The sequence below is a fragment of the Atrimonas thermophila genome (genome assembly GCF_045864955.1).
Taxonomy (GTDB): domain Bacteria; phylum Atribacterota; class Atribacteria; order Atribacterales; family Thermatribacteraceae; genus Thermatribacter; species Thermatribacter velox.
This window is the reverse complement of sequence record NZ_AP028803.1, coordinates 1,257,302-1,279,539: the sequence shown is the minus strand read 5'-3', so window position 1 is coordinate 1,279,539 and position 22,238 is coordinate 1,257,302. Positions and strand designations below refer to the sequence as shown.

19 protein-coding genes are annotated in these 22,238 nt (G+C 45.9%); all 19 read left to right on the top strand.

The annotated features are described in order from the left end of the window. The first annotated feature begins 49 nt into the window (after window positions 1-49). The 19 genes from ACKTT1_RS06685 (at window position 50) to ACKTT1_RS06595 (ending at window position 22,174) form a co-directional block, all read left to right on the top strand. On the top strand, window positions 50-2,473 hold the full coding sequence (locus ACKTT1_RS06685) for an ATP-dependent Clp protease ATP-binding subunit (protein WP_412709010.1): 2,424 nt from the start codon (window positions 50-52) through the stop codon (window positions 2,471-2,473). Between the two features lie 155 nt (window positions 2,474-2,628). Continuing rightward, window positions 2,629-3,132, top strand: a complete 504-nt coding sequence (locus ACKTT1_RS06680; RefSeq protein ID WP_412709009.1) for an NAD(P)H-dependent oxidoreductase subunit E — start codon at window positions 2,629-2,631, stop codon at window positions 3,130-3,132. A 20-nt stretch (window positions 3,133-3,152) separates the two neighbouring features. Then, window positions 3,153-3,722, top strand: coding sequence for an ATP-binding protein (locus tag ACKTT1_RS06675; RefSeq protein WP_412709008.1), 570 nt, complete (start codon window positions 3,153-3,155; stop codon window positions 3,720-3,722). Further along, window positions 3,712-4,077 carry a (2Fe-2S) ferredoxin domain-containing protein gene (locus tag ACKTT1_RS06670; RefSeq protein ID WP_412709007.1) on the top strand — a complete coding sequence of 122 codons (366 nt, stop codon included), beginning with the start codon at window positions 3,712-3,714 and terminating at the stop codon, window positions 4,075-4,077. The genes ACKTT1_RS06675 and ACKTT1_RS06670 overlap by 11 nt, the downstream gene beginning before the upstream one ends. Before the next feature lie 23 nt (window positions 4,078-4,100). Then, window positions 4,101-7,190 carry an NADH-quinone oxidoreductase subunit NuoF gene (gene nuoF / locus ACKTT1_RS06665; RefSeq protein WP_412709006.1) on the top strand — a complete coding sequence of 1,030 codons (3,090 nt, stop codon included), beginning with the start codon at window positions 4,101-4,103 and terminating at the stop codon, window positions 7,188-7,190. Continuing rightward, window positions 7,187-7,669, top strand: a complete 483-nt coding sequence (gene nuoE, locus ACKTT1_RS06660) for an NADH-quinone oxidoreductase subunit NuoE (RefSeq protein ID WP_412709005.1) — start codon at window positions 7,187-7,189, stop codon at window positions 7,667-7,669. The genes nuoF (ACKTT1_RS06665) and nuoE overlap by 4 nt, the downstream gene beginning before the upstream one ends. 12 nt (window positions 7,670-7,681) lie before the next feature. Then, window positions 7,682-9,316 (top strand): NADH-quinone oxidoreductase subunit NuoF, encoded by a 1,635-nt coding sequence (gene nuoF / locus ACKTT1_RS06655; protein WP_412709004.1) that lies wholly within the window; start codon window positions 7,682-7,684, stop codon window positions 9,314-9,316. A gap of 27 nt (window positions 9,317-9,343) precedes the next feature. Next, on the top strand, window positions 9,344-11,110 hold the full coding sequence (locus tag ACKTT1_RS06650; protein WP_412709003.1) for an NADH-dependent [FeFe] hydrogenase, group A6: 1,767 nt from the start codon (window positions 9,344-9,346) through the stop codon (window positions 11,108-11,110). A gap of 45 nt (window positions 11,111-11,155) precedes the next feature. Then, on the top strand, window positions 11,156-11,575 hold the full coding sequence (locus tag ACKTT1_RS06645; RefSeq protein WP_369019073.1) for a hypothetical protein: 420 nt from the start codon (window positions 11,156-11,158) through the stop codon (window positions 11,573-11,575). Next, the gene (amrA, locus tag ACKTT1_RS06640) at window positions 11,572-12,129 is read left to right on the top strand and encodes an AmmeMemoRadiSam system protein A (RefSeq protein ID WP_369019074.1); all 558 of its coding nucleotides are present in this window, start codon (window positions 11,572-11,574) and stop codon (window positions 12,127-12,129) included. The genes ACKTT1_RS06645 and amrA overlap by 4 nt, the downstream gene beginning before the upstream one ends. Then, window positions 12,126-13,127 carry an AmmeMemoRadiSam system radical SAM enzyme gene (amrS, locus tag ACKTT1_RS06635; RefSeq protein WP_369019075.1) on the top strand — a complete coding sequence of 334 codons (1,002 nt, stop codon included), beginning with the start codon at window positions 12,126-12,128 and terminating at the stop codon, window positions 13,125-13,127. Before amrA ends, amrS begins: the two co-directional genes overlap by 4 nt. Continuing rightward, on the top strand, window positions 13,124-14,152 hold the full coding sequence (locus ACKTT1_RS06630) for an FAD:protein FMN transferase (protein WP_369019076.1): 1,029 nt from the start codon (window positions 13,124-13,126) through the stop codon (window positions 14,150-14,152). The genes amrS and ACKTT1_RS06630 overlap by 4 nt, the downstream gene beginning before the upstream one ends. After that, window positions 14,149-14,946 (top strand): rod shape-determining protein MreC, encoded by a 798-nt coding sequence (mreC, locus tag ACKTT1_RS06625; protein ID WP_369019077.1) that lies wholly within the window; start codon window positions 14,149-14,151, stop codon window positions 14,944-14,946. Before ACKTT1_RS06630 ends, mreC begins: the two co-directional genes overlap by 4 nt. 6 nt (window positions 14,947-14,952) lie before the next feature. Further along, window positions 14,953-15,432 carry a hypothetical protein gene (locus ACKTT1_RS06620; protein WP_369019078.1) on the top strand — a complete coding sequence of 160 codons (480 nt, stop codon included), beginning with the start codon at window positions 14,953-14,955 and terminating at the stop codon, window positions 15,430-15,432. Between the two features lie 3 nt (window positions 15,433-15,435). Continuing rightward, window positions 15,436-17,172 carry a penicillin-binding protein 2 gene (gene mrdA, locus ACKTT1_RS06615; protein WP_369019079.1) on the top strand — a complete coding sequence of 579 codons (1,737 nt, stop codon included), beginning with the start codon at window positions 15,436-15,438 and terminating at the stop codon, window positions 17,170-17,172. Continuing rightward, window positions 17,165-18,247: an FtsW/RodA/SpoVE family cell cycle protein gene (locus ACKTT1_RS06610; protein ID WP_369019080.1), complete on the top strand. Its 1,083-nt coding sequence runs from the start codon at window positions 17,165-17,167 to the stop codon at window positions 18,245-18,247. Before mrdA ends, ACKTT1_RS06610 begins: the two co-directional genes overlap by 8 nt. 6 nt (window positions 18,248-18,253) lie before the next feature. Next, a complete protein-coding gene (locus ACKTT1_RS06605) occupies window positions 18,254-20,071 on the top strand; it encodes a TIGR03960 family B12-binding radical SAM protein (protein ID WP_369019081.1) in 1,818 nt (605 codons plus the stop codon). Continuing rightward, window positions 20,061-20,693: a TIGR03936 family radical SAM-associated protein gene (locus ACKTT1_RS06600; RefSeq protein WP_369019082.1), complete on the top strand. Its 633-nt coding sequence runs from the start codon at window positions 20,061-20,063 to the stop codon at window positions 20,691-20,693. Before ACKTT1_RS06605 ends, ACKTT1_RS06600 begins: the two co-directional genes overlap by 11 nt. Continuing rightward, a complete protein-coding gene (locus tag ACKTT1_RS06595; RefSeq protein WP_369019083.1) occupies window positions 20,690-22,174 on the top strand; it encodes an Rne/Rng family ribonuclease in 1,485 nt (494 codons plus the stop codon). The genes ACKTT1_RS06600 and ACKTT1_RS06595 overlap by 4 nt, the downstream gene beginning before the upstream one ends. Window positions 22,175-22,238: the final 64 nt, after the last annotated feature.

Genomic DNA, 22,238 nt, shown 5'->3' with positions numbered 1-22,238 from the left:
TAATTGACATTTAAGATGAGTAATTTCCTAAGAGAAGGAGGTTTGAGCGATGCAGTTTGATCGTTTTACAGAAAAGGCACGTGAAGTGATTTCTATTGCTCAGGATATTCTCATAGAGTCCCATCATAACCAGCTTGATGTAGAGCATATTCTTCTCGCTCTTTTAAAACAACCAGAAGGCTTGGCTTCACAGATAATTTCTCGCTGTGGTGTTGATCCCCAGGTTTTGCAACGAGAAATTGAGGATGCCTTAGAGCGCCTGCCCAAGGTTTATCAGCATGGTTCAGAGTTGCAGATTTATCTGACGCCGCGAGCAAAATCGGTTCTGGATGGTGCTATTGAGGAAGCTCAGAGGCTTAAGGACGCCTATGTGGGCGTAGAACACCTCCTGATTGCTGTTGTACGGGAAGAAAGTGGAACGAGCCATCGCGTCCTTAGGGCTTATGGTTTGGATGTTGAGAAGATTTACCGAGCACTTCAAGAAATAAGGGGGCAGAGAAGAGTGGATGATCCATATGCGGAAGGGAAGTATATGGCGCTTGAAAAGTATGGCAGGGACCTGACTCAGCTGGCTAAAGAGGGCAAGCTGGATCCAGTAATAGGTAGGGATAAAGAAATTCAAAGAGTTATTCAGATTCTCTCTCGAAGAACTAAAAACAACCCTGTTTTGATCGGTGATCCTGGTGTGGGCAAGACAGCCATCGTGGAAGGTCTTGCTCAGAGAATTGTACAAGGAAATGTTCCAGAGAGTTTGAAAGGGAAGAGAATTGTTGCTCTGGACATGGGTGCACTACTTGCGGGAGCGAAATTCAGGGGAGAATTTGAAGAGCGTCTGAAGTCGGTTCTTGAAGAAGTCCAGAAGTCACAGGGTAAAATTATCCTATTTATAGATGAGCTACACACCGTGGTGGGAGCTGGAGCGGCAGAAGGGGCTATTGATGCTGCTAACATGCTTAAGCCAGCGTTAGCTCGGGGAGAGCTCCAGTGTATCGGAGCTACCACTCTTGATGAATACCGTAAATATATTGAAAAGGATCCTGCTTTGGAACGAAGATTTCAGCCGGTTTTCGTTTCCGAACCTTCTGTTGAAGAGAGCAAAGAAATTTTGAGAGGCTTGCGAGATAAGTATGAAGCCTACCATAAGGTGAAAATCAGTGACGAAGCGATTGATGCAGCCTGTCGTCTGTCGGATAAATATATTACCGATCGCTTTTTACCCGATAAAGCTATTGACCTTCTTGATGAGGCAGCCAGCAAAAAGAGAATAGAACTGCAAAGTGTTCCTCCTGAAATCAAGGCAATGGAAGAGCGGCTGCAGGAGCTTGCTAAGGAAGGTATGGCAGCGGTACAGGCGCAGGAGTATGAAAAGGCAGCTCGTCTCAGGGACGAAGCTGAAGCTCTGCAAAGTGAATATATTAAAGCGAAAGAAGAGTGGATGCAGAACAAAAGAATTAATGAAGTGATAAGTGAGGAAGACATAGCAGAAGTAGTTTCCAGCTGGACTGGTATTCCGGTTGGACGTTTGCTTCAAAAAGAGAAAGAAAGGTTAATCCGAATGGAAGATGAACTCCACAAGCGCTTGATTGACCAGGAAGAGGCAGTGAGAGCAGTTGCTGAAGCGATAAGACGTTCTCGTGCTGGTATAGCTGAGGCGAACAGACCAGTTGGTTCTTTTCTTTTCCTTGGTCCTACCGGTGTGGGTAAAACCGAACTGGCCAAAACCCTGGCTGAGTTCCTGTTTGGAGATGAAAACGCACTTTTGCGGATTGATATGTCTGAGTATATGGAAAAGCACTCTGTTGCTCGCCTAATAGGTGCACCTCCTGGTTATGTGGGTTATGAAGAGGGTGGCCAATTAACCGAGGTAGTGCGGAGAAGACCTTATCAGGTGATTCTTTTTGACGAGATAGAGAAAGCACATCCCGATGTTTTTAACATCCTTTTGCAAATTCTTGATGACGGAAGACTGACCGACGGTCAGGGTAGAACAGTTGATTTTAAGAACACGGTTATTATAATGACTTCTAATCTGGGCAGTCACTATTTCAGAAATGTTGACCCCGAAAACACGGAAGAACTGCGGAGAGTAAAAAACAAGGTTTTAGAGGAAGTGCATAGTAGATTAAAGCCCGAGTTTATTAACCGCATTGATGAAATAGTGGTATTTAATCCTTTGCGCAAAGAAGATATTAAAAAAATCGTTGATCTTATGGTGTCCAGGTTGAGAAGGCGGTTGCAAGAACAAGGTATGGACCTGGTTCTTTCGGAAGAGGTCAAGGAGTTCCTTGCTGAAGCAGGCTATGACCCCGATTATGGGGCCCGACCTTTGCGGAGATTAATTCAAAAGCAAATAGAAGCTCCCCTATCTGGTGAGCTCATAAGAGGCACCTTTCAAGAAGGAGATGTTATAGAAGCATATCTTGATGACAGCAATCAGATTCGTTTTCGGAAATTAGAAAAAGTGAGCATTTAATTGCGGATTCGAGCCTGGAAAGGTAGGAAATAAGATATGGGCGGTAAAAATTAAATAATTTTAAAATTGATAAGTGATTTGCTTCACTTTTTTTGAAATTCGGTTTATAATAACCCAAAGTTTGGGTGAGAAATTTGTTTTAGGGGGAGATAGTGGTGGCTAACCTTGAAGTAGAAGAAAGAACCGGAGATATGGAGATTTCTTCCGAGCTTGAAGACACCCTGCTTAGTGTTTTATCCCGCTTTAAAGGGAAAAAGGGTGTTCTTATCCAGGCCTTGCATGCAGTGCAAAGCATAGTTGGTTATTTACCACCTTCGGTTTTGAGAATCGTTGCACGTGAACTCGATGTTCCTCTTAGCGAGGTTTATGGAGTGGTGACTTTTTACCACTTCTTTTCTATGAAACCGCGTGGAAAGCATGTTATTCAGGTGTGTCTGGGTACTGCCTGCTATGTGCGGGGAGGGCAGGAAATCCTGGACAAAATTCAGAAAGAGCTGGGAATAGGAGTTGGGGAGGTCACTGAGGATGGCCTTTATTCGGTTGAAGTGATGCGCTGTGCTGGAGCATGTGGTCTTGCGCCGGTGGTGCGCATAGACAACGACGTTCATAAGAGAGTGAATCCTTCTCAGATTATGGAAATTATTAGCAATTACACCTGAGGTACCGGATGAATAGGTGAATGAAAGACCTTTCTCTTCATATTCTGGATCTGGTTGAAAATTCTCTTCGAGCTGGGGCCAGTAAAGTGACCATTGGTGTTTTTGAGGATACGTCTTCTGACACCTTGCAGTTGCTTATTAAGGACAACGGTAAAGGTATGGAAGAGCATGTCTTGAAGCACGTTTTTGACCCCTTTTTTACCGGTCAAAACAAGAAGAAAAAAATTGGTTTGGGACTTCCACTCATCAAGCAGCTTGCTGAACAGTGCGAAGGAAATGTCCGTTTGAGTTCTCAGAAAGACAGAGGAACCGAACTGATTGTTACCTTTAAAAGGAGCCACATTGACCTTCCTCCGCTTGGCGATATTGCCGAGACCCTGGTTACTCTGATTATTGCCAACCCAGAAGTAGAGTTTGAGTTTGTACATAACGTGGATGGTGTGGAGTGGCGTTTTAGTAGTAAGGAACTCTTAGAGTATCTTGGAGTGGATAATCCTGAGGATTTGCCAGCTGTCTTGCCGGCTGTTAAGGAGTGGATTAATTTCCAGGAAAAGTCTTTTCGAGAAGGAGGCGTAAACGATGAAAATTAAAAGCATTGAGGACCTCAAAAGAATTAAGGAAGAAGTTCAAAAAAACGTTGCCCTACGGGAAGGGAAAGCAAAGTATAAGGTTACGGTGCACATGGGAACCTGTGGCATTGCTGCAGGAGCCAGGCAAATTATGTCTGCGGTTCTGGATGAAATAAGCAAGCGCAACCTGAAAGATGTGGTAGTGACTCAGGCGGGGTGTATTGGCCTCTGCGATAGAGAACCCTTGATAAGCGTTGAGAATGGTTCACAAAAGGTCCTCTATGGAAACTTAACCCCAGAGAAGGCAAGGCAAGTTGTGGTTTCGCACCTTGTCAATGGTCAAATTGTGGGTGAATGGGTAATTCACACTGAATAGAGAAGAGGTTGGGAGGTAACGTTATGAATGGGATGGAAAGGTGTCAGGTGCTTTTGTGTGCTGGTGCGGCCTGTATTTCTTCGGGTGCACTTAAAGTAAAAGAGGCGTTGGTAAAAGAACTTCAAAAAAACGGTTTGGATAATGAAATCCGTTTGATAGAAACCGGGTGTGTTGGTCCCTGCAATCTTGGTCCTTTGATGATTATTTATCCGGAAGGGGTTTTTTACCAGAGGGTGACTGTTGAAGATGCGCAGGAAATAGTGGAGGAGCACCTTTTGAAAGGAAGAGTTGTAGATAGGCTTCTTTATCAGCCCTCTGAAGATGAAAGACGTAAGTTTATTCAGGAAATCGATTTTTTCAAAAAGCAGGTTAAAATCGCCCTGCGCAACAGTGGTTTTATTAATCCTTTAAATATTGAGGAGTACATCGCCCGTGACGGGTATCAGGCTCTGGCCAAGGTGCTTTCTTCAATGACTCCTGAAGAAGTCATTGAAGAAGTGAAAAAATCTGGTCTTAGAGGCCGTGGTGGAGCAGGTTTTCCGACCGGGCTGAAGTGGGAATTTACCCGAAAGTCACCTGGAGATGAAAAGTATGTTATCTGTAATGCTGATGAGGGCGATCCAGGTGCTTTTATGGATCGTAGCATACTCGAGGGAGACCCTCATTCGGTTCTCGAAGCCATGGCCATAGCGGGTTATGCAATTGGAGCCTCTCAAGGGTATGTTTATGTGCGAGCTGAGTATCCGCTGGCCGTGGAGCGCTTGCAACACGCTATTGAGCAGGCCAGAGAATATGGTCTTCTGGGCGAGAACATTATGGGGACGGGCTTTAATTTTGACATAGAAATAAGAATTGGGGCTGGTGCTTTCGTGTGTGGTGAAGAGACTGCCCTTATCGCTTCTGTAGAGGGAAAAAGAGGGATGCCCCGACCCAAGCCTCCTTTCCCAGCTTCTGAAGGCCTGTGGGGTAAGCCAACCTTAATTAACAATGTGGAAACTTATGCCAACATTCCTCCTATCATCTTGAATGGGGCAGATTGGTTCAGAGCCATTGGTACTGAAGGAAGCAAGGGTACCAAAGTTTTTGCGCTTGCTGGAGATATTCAGAACACTGGTCTTGTTGAAGTTCCCATGGGAATTACTCTTGGTGACATTGTCTATGACCTTGGTGGAGGGGTTCGAGGCGGAAAAAAACTCAAAGCAGTACAAATTGGTGGTCCTTCTGGAGGGTGCATTCCCCGCGAGTACCTCAACGTTGAAATAGATTATGACTCACTTAAGGAGTTGGGAGCAATCATGGGTTCGGGTGGTCTCATCGTAATGGATGAGGACACCTGTATGGTTGACCTTGCTCGTTTCTTCTTGGAATTTGTTCAAGATGAGTCCTGTGGTAAATGTACGCCCTGCCGTATAGGCACCAAGCGGATGCTGGAAATTTTGCAGAGGATTACCAACGGCGAAGGTAGAGAGGGAGACATTGAATTACTTGAAGACCTGGCCAAACAAATAAAAGCGACTGCTCTTTGTGGTTTAGGACAGACTGCTCCTAATCCGGTTTTGAGCACTTTGCGCTACTTCAGAGATGAATATGAAGCTCATATACGGGAAAAACGATGCCCTGCTGTTGTCTGTCGCCCGCTGTTCAGAGCTCCCTGTCAGCATGCCTGTCCTCTGGGTATAGATGTTCCTGGATATGTTGCACAAATTAAAGAAGGAAATTACATTGGAGCGTTGCAGATTATCCGTGAGGACAATCCTCTTCCCTCGGTTTGTGGGAGGGTTTGCAACCGCTACTGTGAAGCTAAATGTCGCCGCAGCCAGCTTGATGAACCAGTTGCCATAGACGACTTGAAACGTTTTGTGGCTGATTATGCTCGAGTAAACCGCTTAATGTTGCCTGTGGTTATGGAAAGAAAGCGCGATGCTAAGGTAGCTATAGTTGGTTCTGGTCCCGCAGGTCTTACCTGTGCTTACTTCCTGGCTCGGAAGGGATATTCGGTTACTGTTTTTGAAGCTCTTCCCGTGATTGGTGGAATGCTGGCAGTGGGTATTCCTCCTTATCGCTTGCCGAGAGAGGCTCTGGATTATGACCTAAAACAGCTCCGGGCCATGGGAATAGACTTCCAGCCTAATAAGTGTTTGGGTAAGGACTTTACGTTGCAAGAGTTGCGAGAAAACTATGATGCAGTGTTCCTGGCTATAGGAGCTTGGAAGAGCATGCCACTTGGCATTCCTGGGGAGAACTTGAAGGGTGTTATCCCTGCTTTGGACCTCCTCAAAAAGGTTAATCTTGGCGAGCCTGTGGAAGCTCCCAAAAAAGCAGTAGTAGTTGGTGGTGGTAATGCCGCTATGGACGCTGCGCGGACGCTTTTGAGATTGGGTGCTGAAGAGGTAAACGTGGTATATCGCAGAACTCGTGAGGAGATGCCTGCTCTGTACGAGGAAATTGAAGATGCAGAAAAGGAAGGCATTGTGTTCCACTTCTTGATGGCTCCTCTGGAAATTCTGGGTGATGAAGAGGGGAACGTCAAGGGCATAAAATTGCAAAGAATGCGTCTCTCTGGATTCGACCGTAGCGGGAGAAAAAGACCAGTACCTATTGAAGGTGCAGAAGTTGTCCTGGATTGCGATCTGGTGGTGGCAGCCGTGGGTCAGGCTCCGAATTTGGAGGGATTTGCTGAAGGTATTACCCTGGATCATCGTGGCAACGTGGTTGTGGATAAGTATACTCTTTCTACTTCTTTACCCGGCGTTTTTGCTGGTGGAGACATGATTGGTGCTGAAGCAACGGTCGTAAGCGCTATGGCCTGCGGCAAAAAGGCTGCTTTTAGTATACATGATTATCTCAAGGAGGTGAAAGGCGAGGAAGAGGAGCTGGTGGTGCAACCTGAACGTCCTTCGATTATAGAAGAACCACCAGTGATAAAAGAAATTCCTCGCGTAAGACCGCGCGAGATTCCGGTTAGGGAAAGAGTATGCAGTTTTGCCGAAGTTAAATTATGTCTGGATGAGGAAGCTGCGCGTCTGGAGGCCGAGCGTTGCTTGCGCTGTGACCTCGAGAAAACAATGAAGAAGTATCAACAAATGGCAATGGTCGAGGAGGAAGAGGGATGATGGGCGCTATTACTGTTGACGACAAGCTTTTTGAAGAAGTGGACCAGATAATTGACCGCTACACAGGAGAGGAAACTCCTCTCCTGTGCATCCTGCAGGATTTGAATGCCAAGTTTGGATACTTACCCCAACCTGTACTTCAGAGGGTTTCCAAAAAACTGGGTGTTCCAGCAAGCAAGGTGTATGGAGTGGCTACTTTTTACTCCTTTCTGGAAACCAAACCCGTGGGTAAGTATGTGATACGAGTTTGCAAGAGCACTCCCTGTCATGTTAGGGGTGCAACTGATGTGATTAAAATTTTAAAGAAAGAGCTGGGCATAAAAGAAGGAGAAACCACAAGGGATGGTCTTTTTACCCTTGAAGTTACCAGCTGTCTGGGAGTTTGCGGTGTTGCTCCTGCTATGATGATTAATGAAACGACTTACGGTAATCTTTCGGAAGGAAGAATCCGGGAGATACTGGCTCTTTACCGTCAGTGAAGGGGGATGAGTATGCTTTACAGGGCGCATGTGCTTGTGGAAGTAAGCAGCAATTCTGTACCCCTGGGGGCTTTGCAGATTAAGGAACTCTTCTCTGCAGAGATCAAAAGACGAGGTCTTTCGCAAGAAGTACAACTGCTGGAGACTGGGAGTTTGGGGAGTGAAATACCTTCGCCTTTTGTGGTAATATACCCCGACAACGTCATCTACGCTCCGATTCACCCCCAGGATGTTCCAAGAATAGTTGAAGAGCATCTGCTTAAAGGTCGCGTGGTAGAGGAACTGCGCTTTAAAATGCCTTCCTCTGGTGGTGTTGGTGAGCTGGTATCAACTTTTCCGCTTCAAAAAGAGCAAAGAGTGGTCTTACGCAACAGTGGTTTTATAGACCCTAATAACATAGAAGATTACATTGCCCGTGACGGGTATCAGGCTCTGGCCAAGGTGCTCTCTTCGATGAAACCCCTGGATGTGATAGAGGAGGTAAAGGCTTCGGGTCTTTTGGGCCGTGGTGGAGCAGGTTTTCCGACCGGGCTGAAATGGGAATTTACCTACAAAGCTCCTGGCGAGGAAAAATTTGTGGTATGCAATGCGGACGAGGGAGAACCAGGTACCTTTAAGGACAGATTAATCCTTGAGGGCGATCCGCATTCCATTATCGAGGCAATGACCATAGCGGGCTATGCGGTTGGAGCTTCGAAAGGATACATATATGTACGCGCAGAGTATCCTCAAAGCATTGCACATCTGGAGAAAGCCATTAACCAGGCTCGAGAATATGGCCTTTTGGGAGAGGACATCCTGGGTTCAGGTTTTAGTTTTGATATTAAAATTCGCAAAGGAGCTGGTGCTTACGTTTGCGGGGAAGAGACAGCACTTCTTAATTCTATAGAGGGCGGGAGAGGTGAACCCCGCATCAAACCTCCTTACCCTCCCCAGAAAGGCTTGTGGGGTAAACCTACTGTTATCAATAACGTGGAAACCTTGGCCAACATACCCCCCATAATTCTCAATGGTGCGAAATGGTTTAAAAACATTGGTACTCCTACTTGTCCCGGCACCAAGGTGTTTACTCTCACCGGTAATATTGTTAATGCAGGGCTTATAGAAGTGCCTATGGGCATTACTCTGCGAGAGCTGATTTTTGAGATTGGAGGAGGTATTCCCGGAGGACGTGGTCTTAAGCTGGTGCAAACTGGGGGACCTTCGGGTGGTACCATGACCCCGGAACTTCTGGATGTACCCATGGCTTTCGATACGCTTCCCAAATACAATTCTGCTCTGGGTTCAGGAGCACTCACGGTTATCGATGATAGCCATTGCATCGTTGACGTAGTAAAGAGCTTTGCAGAGTTTTTCTTACACGAGTCCTGTGGTAAGTGTACACCTTGTCGTATCGGTAACAAGCGAATTGTTGAAATACTGGAAAATATCGAGAGGGGTAAGGGAACCAGAGAAAGCCTTGCTTTGTTGAAAGCGCTGGGAGAGAATATGAAAGCTACCGCTTTCTGTGGATTGGGGCAGGCAGCACCCAATCCTTTGTTGCGCTGTCTTCAGGTTTTCGAAGAGGAATTTGCTGCCCATGTTGAGGGCAAAACTTGTCCGACGGGCGTTTGTAAACTTGAGAAAAAAATGGTTTACGCCAAATAGAAATTGATTGGAGGAGTGAGGAGATCGATGGCTAAAGTTATTGATGGAGCGAAAAAGACCGAAATGGGTGAAAAACTGGTTACCATTTTTATTGATGGCAGAGAAGTTCAAGTTCCTGATGGTGTTACCATACTTGAAGCCTGTAAGATGGAGAAAATCCACATCCCCACTCTTTGCTATATGGAGGGATTGAGTAGCTGGGGTGGCTGTCGGATTTGCGTGGTTGAAGTGGAGGGCCAACCCAATCTGGTGGCTTCTTGTGTTACTCCGGTTCGCGAAGGCATGAAAATCCGGACCGTTTCTAAAAAAGTTCGAGAGGCCCGGAAGACTAATCTCGAACTCTTGCTTTCCAATCATCCTCTGGATTGCCAGCTTTGTGACCGCAATGGTTCCTGTGAACTTCAGGAACTGGCCTATGAATTTGGAGTACGGGAAATCCGTTTTCAGGGTGAGCGAAAAACTTACGAAGTAGACCAGAGCAGTCCTTCGGTAAAGAGAGATGCTAACCGTTGTATTCTTTGTGGTCGCTGTGTCCGTACCTGTGCCGAGGTGCAAACGGTTTTTGCAATTGATTTTGCCAACCGAAGCTTTGATACTATTATCAGTCCCTCTTTAGGATTGCCCCTTGGACAGAGTGTATGCGTTAACTGTGGTCAGTGTATACTTTCCTGTCCTACTGGTGCTTTGTCTGAAGTCAGCCACATTGAAATGGTTTGGGATGCCATTGAAGACCCGGACAAATTTGTCATTTTGCAGACTGCTCCGGCAATACGAGTAAGCATTGGGGAACCTTTTGGTTTGCCACCAGGGACAGTTTCCACTGGTAAAATGGTGGCCGCTTTCAGGAGGCTTGGATTTGACAAAGTTTTTGACACCAACTTTGCGGCTGATTTGACCATAATCGAAGAGGGAACCGAGTTTATCAACCGCTTCAAAAAGGGTGGCAAACTTCCTTTGATAACCTCCTGTAGCCCGGGCTGGATTAAGTTTATGGAGCATTTCTATCCTGACCTCATGGAAAATGTCTCTACCTGCAAATCGCCGCAACAGATGTTTGGAGCGGTAGCCAAGACCTATTACGCCCAGAAGCTGGGTATCGACCCCAACAACATGGTGGTTGTTTCTATCATGCCTTGCACAGCCAAAAAATTCGAGTGTCAGCGTGATGAAATGAAGTCCAGCGGTTGCCAGGATGTAGATTACTCGCTGACCACTAGGGAAGCAGCACGCATGCTAAAAGAAAAAGGCATTGATTTGAGAGAGATGCCTGAAGAGGATTTTGATGACCCGCTGGGTATATCCACTGGAGCCGCTGCGGTTTTCGGTGCCACAGGAGGCGTTATGGAAGCAGCGCTGCGCTCGGTTTATGAAATTCTCACTGGTAAAACTCTGGGTAAAATTGATTTCTATGATGTGCGTGGGATAGAAGGCATTAAAGAGGCCACGGTTGATATTGATGGGACCGCGGTTAATGTAGCGGTGGCTCATGGCCTAGGCAACGCACGCAAACTTTTGGACCGAGTGCGCTCGGGAGAAGCAAACTACCACTTTATTGAGATAATGGCTTGTCCTGGAGGGTGTATTGGTGGTGGTGGTCAGCCTATTCCCACTAACCTTGAAATACGGATGAGACGCATTGAAGCCATTTATGAGGTAGACCGTAAGCTCCCCCTGCGCAAGTCTCACGAAAATCCGGCTGTTAAGCAGCTTTATGAGGAGTTTTTGGGCGAGCCTAACGGAGAAAAAGCGCATCATCTCTTGCATACTCACTATGTGCCTCGAGAGAAAATGTAAACCGGATTTTGTTGGCCCCCTTAATGGGGGCTTTTTTTATTTCCAATGAACTCCCAGAAGCTGATACTGGCAATCGATCCTGGCCGAGAAAAAATCGGTGTGGCCATTCTTGACTTGGATGGTAACGTCCTATTCAGAGCTATTATGTCCTTTTCTGAGCTTACCTCCTGGTATGATAAAATAAATTCGGAGTGCAAATTTTTCAGAGTTGCTGTCGGTGATGGTACTGGGAAAGAGCAGATCGTTGGTTTTCTCGAACAACGAACAATTTCCTATACACTCGTTGACGAAAGAGGGAGTAGCGAAGAAGCGAGAAAGCTCTATTTTCGTGAACATCCTCCTCGGGGGTGGCGCAGGCTTATTCCTCGTTCTTTACTCTTTCCTGAAAGGAGTTTTGATGATTGGCAAGCTGTGGTTATTGGACGTAGGTTTCTTGAGCTAATTCAGAGGGAGGAGAATTTATGAATGCCCATTGTCCCAGAAACCACAAATTTGGAAAAGACATTACAGATCTTGCCTATCGCTCAATTGCTTATTTCTTAGAAAAAGGGTCAATTATGCCTCTTCCCCGAGACATTCATCCTGCTCTGTTGACCGAAAGAAAAGGAGCCTTTGTTTCCCTTAAGAAAAAGGGCAGACTGCGGGGATGTATAGGGACTTTTGTCCCTCAACGAGAGAACCTGGCTCTGGAAGTTATTCACAATGCGGTGGGAGCTGCTTTTGAAGACCCACGCTTTCCTCCGGTAGCGCCTGAAGAACTTGAGTTGCTGGATATCTCCGTTGATGTCCTATCCCCTCCTGAGCCAGTGGAAAGCTTAGAGGAACTGGACCCTCGCAAGTATGGGGTTATCGTGGAAAGCGGTTTTAGAAAAGGGTTGTTGTTGCCGGATATAGAGGGTGTTGACACCGTTGAGGAGCAAATTAGGATTGCCAGGGCTAAAGCTGGTATCGCACCTTATGAGCCGGTTAAAATTTATCGTTTTACGGTAGAAAGGTTTTTCAGAAAAGACTATCTATGAGAGAAGCTCGCTTTTTTGAAAAGCTTGAAAATAAACGAGTGCGCTGTTTGCTCTGTCCCCATCACTGTTTCATTGATGAAGGGAAAAGGGGTAATTGCCGGGTCAGGGAGAACCATGAAGGCGTGCTTTTTGTTCTTACTTACGGTAAGGTTGCTTCGTTGGCCATGGATCCAATAGAGAAAAAACCCTTATACCATTTTTTACCGGGTGCTTCCATCCTTTCTTTGGGAAGCGTAGGATGCAATCTGCACTGTTTATTTTGCCAAAATTGGGAGATATCGCAGAGTTCTGTAGCAGACTTTCCCCTTAGGGAACTTCCGCCTCAAAAGGTTGTCGAGCTTGCCTTGAGATATAGCTCGGTGGGCATTGCGTATACCTATAACGAACCTTTCGTTTTTTGGGAATATGTTTTTGATACCGCTTATTTAGCCAAGAAAGAGGACTTGGTCAACGTCTTGGTAACCAATGGATATGTTGAAGAACAACCCCTTGAAGAAATTTTGCCTCTAATTGATGCCATGAATGTAGACCTTAAATCTTTTGATGAAAATTTCTACCAAAGGATTTGTGGAGGGAAGCTGGAGCCAGTACTCAGAACCATAGAGCGTGCTTATCGGAGCGGAGTGCATGTTGAAATCACCCACCTTCTGATTGGTGGCTTGAACGATGATTTTGCATCTTTTGAAAAGATGATACAATGGATTTATGAGCTGAGTCCTGACCTACCGTTGCACATTTCTCGTTATTTTCCTGCTTACCAGCTTGATTTGCCTCCTACATCAGTAGAGTTATTGCAGAAAGCTTATGAAATCGCTTCCCAGAAACTTCGTTATGTTTATCTGGGAAACGTAGTTGAGGACCGGACTTCTACCACTTACTGTCCTTCTTGCGGGAATGCGGTTATAAAAAGAAGCGGTTATAGAGTTCGCTGTGAGGGTCTTAAGGGGAATTGCTGTGCATTTTGCGGGCAGCCTCTTCCTGTTGTAGTTCGGCGATGAATTTTAAGGTTGTAACCTGGTTACTGGCTTTCCCTTTGCTGATGGTTGCTCTGATTTTTGCTTTTTGGAAGGCGAGGGGATTTTCCTTAGAGTCTTTTTATCTTACCGGGTTTGATTCATTCATCGAGATCAGAGTCGAAGCTCACGAGCTTAGTAAACTCAGGCCTGAAGTCGAAAAGCTGGTTAGTGAGCTCGATAGGAAATGGAATCGTTTTGCTCCGGAGAGCGAGATTTACCTCTTGAATAATGCCCGGCGAAGGGTCAAGCTTTCTCCTGATACCATTTCCGTTTTGCAGGAAGCTCTGATTTTACAGCAAAAAACGGGAGGGTATTTTAACCCCTTTATGGCGTCTTTGGTAGATGCCTGGGGATTTTCTGGTGATAAGCCGTCAGTTCCAGACGAAAGCACGGTACGGAAACTTGTTCTGGATGTTCAAAAATCCAGTTTGGTCATTGACCCCGAAAACGGCGAAGCCCAGCTCCTGGGTTCAGGCAGTGTTGACCTGGGGGGTATTGGCAAGGGATATCTCGCCGATAAGATATCCTCCCTTTTTCGCAAAATGAGAATTTCGACCTTTTTAATCAATGCAGGAGGTACCGTCTTGGTCAGTGGAAGGGAGTTTCGTATTGGAATCAAAGACCCTCGTGGAGAAGGTATCATTGGGAGTATAAGCTTGAAGGAAGGAGCGGTGGCGACTTCTGGGGATTATTTTCGCTTTTTCATTGCCGATGGAAAAAGATATTTTCACATCTTGAACCCTTTTAGCGGCTTTCCCTGCAGAGACTTTCAGAGCGTAACGGTGGTTTCCAGGGAAGCTGCTTTAAGCGATGCTCTGGCTACTGCTTTAATGGCGGGTGGCAGAGAAGCGCTTTCTGTGATTGTCCAGAGTTTCCCGGCAATCGGGATATGCATTGTTGATGCCGAAGGTAAAGTGTTAATTACTCCCAATATGCTCAGTGAGTTTAAATTCAAGGTTACAAAGGAAATCAACTATTATTTGTTAAAGGCGGACCCGCGCTTATGAGAAAGGTATATATTGTGGGAGCCGTGATTGCTGTTATTTCTTTTCAATTTTTCGTTTTTTCGGTTTTGAGGGGTGGTATTCCCTTTGTTGAGGAATGGCGGGTGGTTAGCAAGGGTTTTTATCAGGGTGGTATGGTGGTCAAAAGGTCTTTTTTAAACGTTTGTACATACTTTGCTTCAAAACGGATGCTTCTTGAGGAAAACCAGCGACTCAAAATGGAAGTAGGCATCCTGGAAAATGAGAATTCCCTGTTGCGGGAAAGGATTCAAAAACTTGAAGCGGCGGTTGAAGCTCAGGAAATCGAAAAGGAAGTACCTTTTGAAATTGTGCCTGCTCAAGTAATTGGAAGCAGCCCTGAAGAGTGGTTAGGGATTCTGGTTATCGATGTGGGAGAGAAACAGGGAATCAGAAAAGGTTTACCGGTGGTTACCTACCAGGGGCTGGTTGGGCGAGTGGAAAAAGTGTATCGCAGTTATGCTGTGGTCAGGACGATTCTGAGCTCCTCGTTTACGGCAGGTGTGCTGGTGCAGCGGACCAGAGATATTGGGATGGTGGTTGGTAGCGGTGACGGTTTGTGCAGTGTTGAGTACATTCTCCGAGGTGCTGGAGTGCAAAAAGGCGACCTGGTGGTAACCTCAGGCATAAGTGAGGGGATGCCAAGAGGTATAGTGGTAGGAAAAGTGGAAGAAGTGGTAGAAAAACCGGGTCAGCTTTTTAAGGAAATAATTCTGCGTCCCAGCTGTGATTTTGATTTCCTCAGCAGGGTCTTTGTGGTTGTAGGCGAGAAGGGTTGAAACGTTGTGAAACTGGCACGAAAGCATGCTCATCTTTTGGCTGGAATTTTGACACTTCAAATCCTGCTTTTTTTGTTTTCGAGTTCCTGGGGAGAAATTTTCCGAAATTTCTCGCTACTTCCTTTGCTGGTTATACTTTGTGCGCTGAAACAAAACTGGTTGGGCCTGGGTATTTGTATTCTGTCTGGCTTTTTACTGGATATTTTTTCTTTTGCTACTTTTGGAAGCTTTCTCTTTAAGTCCGCCTTCCTTTTTTTTGTAACCGGTCTCTGGTTAGAGTTTTTTTCTGGTTTGTCGCTTTATGTGCTTTTGACTCTTCTGGTGTTTATCGAAGTATTTCTTAACCGGTTTGCCGTTTTTCTTCTGACCTGGGGTAAAGAATCGCTTTTTCAGCATTTTCCACTATTAACATTTATTCTTAATCTGGCTGTTGGGTATTTGCTCATTTTTCTTGTCGTGGGAAACTCAGGTCCTGAGGAGCGTTAAAAAATGGAGAATCAAAAGACAATTTTGGACCGGAGAATAGAAGTCCTGATCTGGATACTGGGGATTATCTTTATTGCGCTTTCGGCCAGGCTCTGGCAGATTAGTGTTTTGCAGGGAGAAATTTTTAAGGAAAAGTCCGAGGCCAATAGGATCAGGATAATCGAGCTTCGAGCTCCTCGGGGGATTATTTACGACCGTAACGGCGAAATTCTGGCCGAGGATGTGCCACAATTCCAGATTGTTTTTCGCCCCGGTTCTCTGGGCCTTGAAGAAGCTGTTTCTAAGCTTGAGGCACTTTTCAAAGGGAGAATAGCCATCAATCCCAAGCAGCGTTCAACCAATGAGTGGATTTTGTGTGACAACCTGAGCCTTGAGGAGGTAATCCGTTTTGAAGAAGCGCGCCAGGAACTACCGGGGCTTTCTGTAGAGACCATTCCCATGCGTTTTTATCCCCATGGAGAGTATGTCTTTCATGTGGTGGGTTATGTGGGGAAAGTCACTCTTCAGGAAGTTGAGAAAGGCGATTACAACATTCAGGATTTTTCAGGTAAAGGAGGAGTGGAGCTTTTTTACGATAAATTGCTTCGGGGTGAGAAAGGGTTTAAAAAGTTGGAAGTGGACGCTAAAGGGAGAGTGTTGAGGGTTCTGGAGAATCAGCCGCCCCATTTTAGGAATTCGATAGCGCTTACCCTGGATTTGCCTTTTCAGAAATTTTGCATGAATTTGCTGAAAGACAAAAAAGGTGTGATTATTGCTGGAAATCCACGTACAGGAGCGATTTTTTCCCTGGCCAGTTCCCCTGCTTTTGACCCTAACCAGCTGAGCAAAGGGATGTCGCAGGAGGAATGGGAGGCTCTTTCCAGAGATCAATCTTTTCCGTTGACCAACCGGGCGACTCAGGCTCTTTATCCTCCTGGTTCGGTTTTTAAACTTCTTGTTGCTCTTGCTGCTGCTGAGGAAATGCCGGATCTGGATGAAAAGACTTTTTTCTGCCCGGGATACTTTGAGCACAATGATTGGAAATATCCCTGCTGGAAGAGGGGAGGGCATGGAAGGATTTCCTTTAAAGAGGCCATCGCACAATCCTGTAATGTTGTTTTTTATCAGCTGGGCCTTCAGCTGGGAGTTGAAAAACTCGAAGAATATGCTCGCTTGCTGGGCTTTGGTTCACCGACCGGGATTGACCTGCCTGGTGAAATTGGGGGCTTTTTCCCCAATCCAATCTGGAAAAGGCGCCAGTATGGAGAACCGTGGTATCCGGGTGATACTATTAACCTTGCCATAGGACAAGGTTACTTGATGGTGACTCCTCTTGAGATTTACAGGATGATATGCGTTCTGGCTAATCGAGGTGTATTTTGCCAGCCTCATCTTCTGGATAGAGTCATTGATAACCAGCGAGGGGAAATACTGGCATTTGAACCTTTTCAGCAAAAAGTTGCTTCTTTCAAAGAAGAAACCTGGAGGAAAGTCATAGATGGAATGCGACTTGTGGTCAAGCAGGGCACGGGAAAAGCTTGTGCGGATTTGGGAATAGATCTGGCGGCAAAAACCGGTACTGCTCAGAATCCCCACGGTGAGGACCATTCCTGGTTTGCCGGTTTTTTCCCTGCTGACCAGCCTGAATTTGCTTTCGTGGTTATGATAGAACATGGTGGAGATGGAAGTGGGGAAGCAGCAGGTACTGCTCGGGCAATGATAGAGTGGTGGTTGAAAAACAGGGGAAAAAGCCATGACTAAACGAAACTGGCTTTTGCTGGTTGCCATTGCTTTGACTATCTGTGGGTTGTTTGCCGTGTACAGCGTTGATCCTTTGCGAGATGAGGGATTTTCTCTGGCAAGTTTTCATGGTAGGCAAACCCTGTGGGCGGCTGTGGGCTGGTTACTCTTCTGGCTGATTGCCAGAAGAGTAGAAGTGAGTAGATTTTTCGAGTGGAAGTGGGCGCTTTACATTCTCATGATACTTGCTCTGGTTGCAGTCCTTCTCTTTGGGGAAGGAGATGAAGCTGGGGTTCGAAGATGGCTTTTCTCTAAATCCGTGCAGCCGTCGGAATTTGCAAAACTCGCCTTTTCCTTTTTTCTGGCTGCTTACCTTGCAGAAAGAGAAGAGGAGTTTGGATACTGGAGTTTATTTCTTAAAACTCTTTTTCTGACGGGCATACCAGCTTTCCTCATTTATCTTGAGCCGGACCTGGGTACCGCGCTGGTGCTGGTGGTAATCTGGTTTGTTGGGCTTTTGCTCAGTGGTTTTTCTGCTAGAAGAATTCTGGGAATAATTGCTTTACTGGTAGCACTATTTTCTCTATCCTGGCCTTTTCTCAAGGACTACCAGAAGGCCAGGTTGCTGGTGTTTATAAATCCTCAACGAGACCCTCTGGGAAGTGGGTACAACGTTATTCAGTCTTTGATTGCTATTGGAGCTGGTGGCTTCTTGGGAAAGGGTTTTCTTGCAGGCTCTCAAAGCCAGCTGCGTTTTTTGCCTGCAGCATACACAGATTTTATCTTTGCTTCCTGGTGTGAGCAGTTTGGATTCGTCGGAGGGTTTTTGATAATCGTCCTGCTTTCGATTATGTTATACTTGGTTTTCAGTATCGCAAGAAGCGTGCCTGAGCTGGAAGGAAAGTTTGCAGTTGTTTTTCTGGGGAGTATTTTACTTTTTCAGTCGACGGTAAATATAGCTATGAATCTGGGATGGGCTCCAGTTACTGGAATCCCTCTTCCTTTTGTGAGTTATGGGGGTAGCTCGTTGATGATGAGCCTCCTTTCAATAGCTTTTATCTATCGCATTGCTGCTCGGAGCATAGAAAGTGGGTGAAAAGAGATGGAAATAGAGGAGCTTTTTAAGAGTAACCAGCTTCTGCGTTTTAAGAAGCCAGGAAGATACCTGGGTAAGGAATGGAATGTGGTGGTCAAAGATAGTCGACAGGTCGTGGTGAACGTTTGCCTTGCCTTTCCAGATGTTTATGAGATTGGAATGTCCCATCTTGGTTTGCGAATTCTCTACCATCTTTTTAATGCGCTCCCTTTCTGCCGTGCTGAAAGGGCGTTTCTTCCCTGGCCGGATCTGGGACAATTTTTGCTTCAGAAAAAGTTGCCCCTTTTTTCTTTGGAAAGCCGCACTCCTGTGAAGGAGTTTGATGTGCTCGGTTTCAGCCTTCAGCACGAGCTTAGTTATACCAGCATACTGTATTTTTTGGAATTGGCTGGTATTCCGTTTAGAGCTTCAGAAAGAGGAGAAGATTTGCCGCTGGTTATAGGAGGAGGGCCATGTGTTTTTAATCCGGAACCTGTAGCTGAGTTTTTTGATGCTTTCTTTCTTGGAGAAGCAGAGGAAGCTGTGCCTGAAATCGCTCAGGTGCTCAAAGAAACAAAAGGTGAGGACCGGGATAAAATACTGGATGAACTTTCTAAGATAAAAGGCGTGTATATTCCGTCCCGGTATCGGGTTTACTACGATATTCAGGGTAGAGTAGCAAAGATAATCGCCTCTGAGAGCGTGCCCTTACCCGTTAAAAAGAGAGTGGTTTCGGATCTTAACGCTGTGCCTTTTCCAGAAAAGATGCTGGTGCCTTACGTGAGCATTATTCATGATAGAATTCCTCTGGAGATAGCTCGGGGCTGTGGAAGAGGTTGCCGTTTTTGCCAGGCAGGAATGGTCTATCGCCCGGTGCGGGAACGTTCTCTGGACTCTCTGGTCGAACTTGCGAAAAAACTGGTTAAAAGTACTGGGTACGAGGAAGTGTCCCTGGTTTCCTTAAGCTCTACTGATCATTCTCAAATTCGGGAACTGGTATTTCGGCTTGCTCGGGAACTGGAACCTTTAAAGGTGAACATTTCGTTACCTTCCTTGAGAATGGACCTTTTTTCAGTGGAGCTGGCCGAAAGCATTGCGAAGGTGAGGCGCAAGGGACTTACCTTCGCTCCTGAGGCAGGCACAGACAGGATGCGCCGGGTTATTAACAAGGGTTTGAACGAAGAAGACGTTTTCCATACTCTGGAGAAGGTTTTCAAGGCGGGATGGGCCAGGGTAAAATTATATTTTATGATTGGTCTCCCTTTTGAAAGGGAGGAAGATGTTCTGGGTATTGTCAAGCTTTGTGAGGGCATTTTACGTTTGGGGAAAAAAGTGGCCAGAAGGAGAGTGGAACTTAATCTCAGTGTGGCAGCCTTCGTCCCCAAACCCCACACACCTTTTCAGTGGGTTGCTCAGGAAGATAAAAGAAGTTTGTGGGAAAAAGTTCAGCTTCTGGAGAAAGGTTTAGCTCGTTTGCGAGGGGTTTCCTGGCACTGGTCTGATTTGGATGCGAGTTTCATTGAGGCTTTGCTCGCCAGGGGTGACCGAAAACTAAGCAGAGTTTTGGAAAAAGCCTATACAAAAGGTGCTAAAATGGAAAGCTGGAGTGAGTTTTTTAAGATAGATTACTGGTATGGAGCGATGGACGAGGAAGGTTTGGACGGTGCTTTCTATGTTAACAGAGAAAGAAGTTTTGCAGAAATTCTACCCTGGGAACATCTGGATTGTGGAGTGAGTAAACAGTTTATGTGGCAGGAATTGAAACGGGCTCAAGGTGAAGAACTCACTTTACCCTGCTTTGGTACTGAGAATTGTTCGCGATGTGGGGTCTGCTATGGAACGTGAACAGCGCTTTGGTTACCGTATAATGCAATTTAAGCTCGCTCCTTTTCACCTTATTTCTCAACTGGATATGAATCGCTTGTGGGACAGAGTTCTCCGTAGGGCGGGCTTGCCGGTTTTGTTTTCTCGGGGTTTCAACCCCAGGCCTCTGGTTTCCTTTGCCCCAGCTACCCCTTTGGGTGTAGAAAGCAAAGCCGAGTATCTGGATGTTTTCTTTGCGGAACGCTTGCAGGAAGAGGAGCTCCGTGCTGTTTTAAACCGGGAGTTGCCACTCGAGCTTGGAGTGCAAGCAGTTGGAAAACTCCATCCAGGCGAAAAGAAGGTTGCTGGGATGATTCGGGGATTTCTTTATACCTTTTATTTTTCCAAAAAAATAAAGTTGAATATGGAGGATGTGTTGAAACATCTCCCTGACGGAGTGAGTTTTTGTTCTTCCGTGTCAGATGAACGGCCTGAGCAGCAAGCTGGAGCGTATGCTTTCAGTTTTGTTTTCGAAGGAAAGAGCCTTTTTTTGAACCCTTTTCAGTTTGCAAAAAGCCTTGGTGTTGATGTAGACAAGGAGGAGCTTCTTGGAGTGGTTAAAGAGAAAGCGCTTTTCAACAACAAGGAGGTTTCACGAAGTTGAGGAAGGAACTGGTCATAGACGTTTCTGAAATAGAGGTACGTGCTGCTTTGCTTGAGGAGGGAAAGGTGGTCGAATTTTTCTTTGAGCGGAGTACTGATTTGCATATCGCGGGAAATATTTTTAAAGGCATCGTTGAAAACGTGTTGCCTGGAATTCAATCGGCTTTCGTGAACATTGGTCTTGACAAAAATGCTTTTCTTTTTGCCGGAGATATGCTACTTGAAGACAAAGAGAAGCCTCGCAGGATTGAAGAACTTTTGCATCCTGGCCAGGAATTGGTAGTGCAGGTTACCAAAGAACCAATGGGAACCAAGGGAGCAAGGGTCAGCACCAAAATCACGCTTCCGGGACGCTACGTGGTGCTTATGCCGGGAATAGACTTTATAGGTGTTTCCCATCGCGTTTCGTCTTCTTCAGAGCGGGAAAGATTGAGAAAAATAGCTGAGAACTGCCGCCCCCAGGGAATGGGGATTATTGTAAGGACTGTAGCTGAAGGAAGGAGCAAAGGAGAAATTGAAGAGGATATCCAAACCGTGGTCAGACTCTGGAAGCGCATCTTGGAAAAAGCCGAAGTCGTGGCAGCTCCTGCAGTTCTTTACGAAGAAGCAAGCCTCATTTTTACCCTGATACGGGATTTGTTTGATGAAGAGATGGAAAGAGTTTGGATTAACTCTTTCTTGGCCTATCAAAAAATGCAGGACTTTATAGAATCGCTTTTACCCGGCTTTGGCGAGAGGGTGCATTTCTTTGAGAGTCGGGAAAACATCTTTGAGCACTTTGGAATTGAGAAAGAGTTGGCCCGGGCCTTGAGCCGCAAAGTGTGGCTTAAAAGCGGGGGTTATCTGGTTTTTGACCGTACTGAAGCTATGACCGTTGTCGACGTGAACACCGGCAAATTTGTAGGCAAAAAGGACCTGCAGGAAACTGTTTTAAAGACTAATCTGGAGGCGGCGGAAGAAATAGCACGCCAGGTTCGCTTGCGGGATATTGGAGGAATAATTTTGATAGACTTCATCGACATGAACAAGAAAGAACATCGCAAACAGGTAATAAAGACCCTGGAGAACTCTCTTTTGAAAGACCGCACACGTTGTAGTGTGATAGATATGAGCGACCTTGGTTTGGTAGAAATGACCCGAAAACGGGTTAAAAAGGGCCTGGATTATTTTCTGCAGGAACCTTGCAGCAATTGTAAGGGAGAGGGAAAAGTGCTTTCTCTGGAAACCATTGCGGTTGGTTTTTTAAGGAAGCTTGAAGAAATATGTCGCAACAGCAGTGCCGAATTTGTGGGTGCAACTGTGGGTTCAGAATTAAAGCAGTACCTGGACGAGATTGGTGGAAAATTTATCGAGCGCCTGGAGAGGATTTATAAGAAAAAGATAGAGTGGAAATTTGATGACAATCTCCCGCCGCGACGCTATAGCATCGTGGGAGTGGGTAGCGAGGAAGAAGTTCGCAAAAGGCTTGAAGAAATAGCGTAGTAAAAACTTGGTGGATGTTTGACAAATTACGAGATTCTTGGTACATTCTTTATCGCTTGATCTG